General features: G+C 65.5%; 2 protein-coding genes and 1 pseudogene. 1 reads left to right on the top strand and 2 read right to left on the bottom strand.

The window, feature by feature from the left end; genetic code table 11:
- Positions 1 to 3,298, bottom strand: a 3,298-nt coding sequence (gene putA / locus EOB36_RS33180; protein ID WP_128286551.1) for a bifunctional proline dehydrogenase/L-glutamate gamma-semialdehyde dehydrogenase PutA, incomplete at its 3' end; no start/stop codon positions are given.
- A gap of 162 nt (positions 3,299 to 3,460) precedes the next feature.
- Between putA and EOB36_RS33175 the strand changes: the two genes are divergently transcribed.
- Entirely contained in the window at positions 3,461 to 3,913 is a 453-nt protein-coding gene (locus EOB36_RS33175) for an Lrp/AsnC ligand binding domain-containing protein (protein ID WP_128286550.1), read from the top strand.
- Positions 3,914 to 4,011: 98 nt separating this feature from the next.
- Here EOB36_RS33175 and EOB36_RS33170 read toward each other — a convergent pair.
- Positions 4,012 to 4,714: pseudogene (locus tag EOB36_RS33170) on the bottom strand (c-type cytochrome); the annotation flags it as partial.

The raw sequence follows: 4,714 nt of genomic DNA, 5'->3' as shown, positions 1-4,714 counted from the left end.
CGGCCGCCAGCGCCTGGATCGCCTGGGCAAGCAGCGTGTCGGCGTCCGGTCCCAGGCAGAGCACACGGCCGCGCGGCGACAGCGCCAGCGTGTTGGCCTCGCCGGTCGGTCCGGGCAGATCGACCTGGCCGAAATCGATGCCCGCGGCGGCGCCGATCGCCGCCGCACCCTTGCCGCGCAGATGTTTCCTGAGCACGGCAACGCGGTCCGCTCGCGTCGACCAGCCGCCAAGCGCTGGGTCTGGCAGATTGTCGGCAAGCTCTGTCGCCGTCACCTTGCGGCCGTCAAGAACAGGCGTGCCCGCCTCCGGCCCCTTGCGGAAGCGCCTGAGATAATGCGGCCCGCCAGCCTTCGGCCCGGTGCCGGAAAGCCCTTCGCCACCGAACGGCTGCGAACCGACCACGGCGCCGATCTGGTTGCGGTTGACATAGATATTGCCGGCATGGATGCCGTCGACGAAATGCTGGGCACGGCCTTCGATGCGGGTATGCAGGCCGAAGGTCAGGCCATAACCCTTGCGGTTGATCGCGGCGATCACCGCATCGATGTCGTCGGCGTCGAAGCTGGCGACATGCAGCACCGGCCCGAACACCTCACGCTCCATGTCCTCGATGCCCTTGACCCGAAAGACATGCGGCGCGACGAAGCGGCCGTTCTTCGGCGCTTCGAGCTTGGCGATCAGCCGGCCCTGCAGACCCATTTTGGTGCAATAGTCGCGGATCGATTTTTGTGCCTCATCGTCGATGACCGGGCCGACATCGGTTGAAATCTGCCAGGGATCGCCGAGACTGAGCGCTTCCATCGCTCCCTTCAGCATCTCCAGCATCTTCTTCTCGACGTCCTTCTGCACATAGAGCACGCGCAGCGCCGAGCAGCGCTGGCCGGCACTCTGGAAGGCCGAGGCAAGGATGTCGCGCACCGCTTGTTCGGGCAGCGCGGTGGAATCGACGATCATCGCGTTCAGCCCGCCGGTCTCGGCTATCAGCATGGCGTCGGGCGGCGCGGTCTCGGCCAACTGCTTTTCGATCAGCTTGGCGACCTCGGTCGAGCCGGTGAAGCAGACGCCGGCAATGCGCGGATCGGCGGTCAGCGGGCCACCGACCGACGGACCATCGCCGGGCAAAAGCTGGATGACATCCTCCGGCACACCGGCTTCGCGCAGCAATTCGACGGCGCGGAACGCGATCAGCGGCGTCTGCTCGGCCGGCTTGGCGATCACCGAATTGCCGGTGACGAGTGCTGCCGCGATCTGGCCGGTGAAGATGGCGAGCGGAAAATTCCACGGCGAGATGCAGGCGATCACCCCGCGCGCTTCCGTGCCCGGTTCGGCATTGGCCGCTTCGGCAGCGTAATAGCGCAGGAAATCGACCGCTTCGCGCACTTCGGCGACGCCGTCGGCCAGCGATTTGCCCGCTTCGCGGATAGCGAGCGCGAAGAATTCGACGGCGTTGGCTTCATAGAGATCGGCGGCGCGGTTGAGGATGGCGGCACGCTCGGCAACGGCACGCCTTGCCCATGCCGGCTGCGCCTCCACCGCGATGCGCACGGCGGTCGCGACCTGCTTGGCGCTGGCCTCGCTGACTGTGCCGACCACCTCGTCGGGTTTTGCCGGATTGACCACCGGACGCTGCTTGCCGTAGCCGGCGGCCCGCGTGATCGGCTTGGCGTGCCAGCGGTCCGGGCCGGAAAACTCGGTCTTCGCCTGGTCGATCGCGGCCAGGGTCACCGGATCAGTGATGTCGAATCCCTTCGAATTGCGTCGGCTGGCACCAAAGATCGCCGATGGTCGCGCGATCGCCGGATTGGCGGCGGGACCCTGTTTCTCGACGGTTTCGAGCGGGTCGCGGGCAATATCCTCCGGCTCGACCTCCTCGTCGGTGAGCTGGTGGACGAAGGAGGAGTTAGCGCCGTTCTCCAGCAGCCGGCGGACTAGGTAGGCAAGCAGGTCGGAATGCGCGCCGACCGGCGCATAGATGCGGCAGCGCGTGCCTTCAGCCCGCCGCACCGTCTCGTGCAGCGCTTCGCCCATGCCGTGCAGGCGCTGGAACTCGAAGGAGTCACGATCCCCGGCCATCGACAGGATGGCGGCGACGGTGTGGGCGTTGTGAGTGGCGAATTGCGGATAGATGCGGTCGGTCATCGACAGCAGCTTTTTCGCGCAGGCCAGGTAGGACACATCTGTGTTGGCCTTGCGGGTGAAGACCGGATAGCCGTCGAGCCCGAGCGTCTGCGCTCGCTTGATCTCGGTATCCCAATAGGCGCCCTTGACCAGCCGCACCATGATGGTGCGATCGTATTTCTTCGCCAGCGCATAGAGCCAGTCGATGGTGAAGGCTGCGCGCGGACCATAGGCCTGGACGACGACGCCAAAACCGTTCCAGCCGGCAAGCTCCGGCTCGGCCAGCACCCGTTCGATGACGTCGAGCGACAGGTCGAGGCGATCGGCCTCCTCGGCGTCGACGTTGAGGCCCATGCGCGAATGACGCGCCGCCAGCGCCAGCGACAAAAGCCGCGCGGCCATCACAGGCAGCATCTTTTCCTTCTGCGTTATCTCATAGCGCGGGTGCAGCGCCGAAAGCTTGACCGAGATGCCATGGTTCTGGCGGATGTCAGGGCCGTTGGCGCCGGCATCGAGCGAGGAGATGGCGTCGGCATAGGCCTTGAGATAACGCAAGGCATCGGCCTCTGTTCGAGCCGCCTCGCCCAGCATATCGAAAGAATAGAGATAGCCCTTCTGGGTCATCGGCCGGCCGCGCTTGACGGCCTCGGCAATCGTGCGGCCGAGCACGAACTGCTCGCCCATTTCACGCATGGCGGCGGCGACTGCCTTGCGGATGACCGGCTCGCCCAGCCGGCGCACCATGGCGCGCAGCGTGCCTTCGATGCCGCCCTCGCCTTCGTCGAGCACCCGGCCTGTCAGCATCAGCGCCCAGGTCGACGCATTGATGAAGATCGAGCTCGACTCGCCTGAATGCGCCGACCAGTCATGCGGCGCGATCTTATCGGCGATGAGGTCATCCATCGTCTCGGTGTCGGGCACCCGCAGCAGCGCTTCGGCCAAGCACATAAGCGCGACGCCCTCCTTGGTGGAGAGGCCATAGGCGGACAGGAAGACCTCCATCAGCCGTGGATCGGACGAGCCGCGCACCGCCCGCACCAGATCGGCGGCGCGGGCCGAGATCGCCTTTCGGTCTTTCCCCGAAAGCCCCGTCGCCTCGGCCAGCCGCTTCACGGCCTCGTCTTCATCAGGCAAATAATTGGCACGGATCTGCTGGCGGATGGCTTCGAGCGCTGGCATGACGGTCCTGTAGAGCGAGCATCAGGGAGCGGGCCGGCGGTCACCGGGCCGAATGGCGCAAGCTAACATAAACCTTGATCTCAGTCGGTCCAAAGAAATCGACACGGCAGGCCGATTGATCTATCATGATGACTGATCCCCGCCAATTTGACCAGAATTTCAATGACAGAAGACCAATTGGACCGCATCGACAGGAACATCCTGTCGGCGCTAGGCAGCAATGGCCGGCTTTCCATGTCGGAACTCGCGGCAAAAGTCGGGCTGTCGAAGACGCCGGTGCAGGCGCGGGTCAAGCGGCTGGAAAAGGACGGCTTTATCAGGGGCTACCAGGCGATCATCGACCGCGAGCGCACGGGCGAAGGCCATGTCGCTTTCGTCCAGGTGAAACTGTCGGACACCCGCTCAGCCGCGCTCGATGCCTTCAACCGCGCGGTGCAGGCGGTGCCGGAGATCGAGCAGTGCCATATGATGGCGTCGAGCTTCGACTATCTGCTGAAGGTCCGCACCACGGACATCGCCGCCTATCGCCGTGTGCTCGGCGAGCGCATCTCGGCCCTGCCCCACGTCGCCCAGACCTCGACCTTCGTGGCGATGGAGACGGTGAAAGACCGGTAGGCGCGCTGTTGCGGTAACGTCGGCGGGACAGCGCCCCTCGGTCCTGCCGGACAGAGGGGGGCGCGAAGGATCGCTACCGAGTAGCCTTTCTGAGCCGTTCACTCGGCCAGCGTCTTCAGGAACGCCACCACCGCCCCACGCTCGCGGTCCGAAAGCTGCAGTGGGTGGACCTCGGACACACCCTCGACACTGGTCGGCGCCTTCGAATAATGCGCCACCACTTCGTCAAGCGACGAGAACTGCCCGGCATGCATATAGGGCGGGCGGGTGGCGGCGCCGCGCAGCGACGGCGTCTTGTAGGCGCGGACCAGTTCCGGTCCGGCCTTGACCATGAAGCGCAGCTCGCCGCAGGCGCTGGCGTCGCCATCGCGAAAGGCGCCGAAACAGTTGAACGGATCGGCCTCGACTTGGCGTACCGCATCTATGCGGCCGCGATCCGGCGGCAAATTCGCAACCGGCGGCACGCCGGTGTTGTGAAAACTGCTGTCGGTGAAGCGCGGCCCGGTGTGGCATGTCACGCAACTGGCTTTGCCGATGAACAGTTTCAGCCCGAGGATTTCCTCAGGCGAAAAGGCATCGTCGCCTTGCGGCTGTATACCGGTAGCCAAGGCGGCGGCGAACCGGTCGAAGCGCGTCTGCGGCGGCGCGATTGATCGCTCGAAGGCGGCGATCGCCTTGCCGATGTTGGCGAAGACGCGGTTGAGGGCCTCGGCCTGCGCAGCGGGCATGGCGTTCCACGCCGCTTTCTCGGCATCGCTGCCGAGCGGACTGGCATTGGCCGGCACGGTCGAAAGGCCGGGC

The organism is Mesorhizobium sp. M6A.T.Cr.TU.017.01.1.1 (genome assembly GCF_004023115.1).
In the GTDB taxonomy this organism is placed as follows: domain Bacteria; phylum Pseudomonadota; class Alphaproteobacteria; order Rhizobiales; family Rhizobiaceae; genus Mesorhizobium; species Mesorhizobium mediterraneum.
Note: the sequence above shows the minus strand (reverse complement) of the source record. Positions and strands in the feature narration are given on the sequence as shown.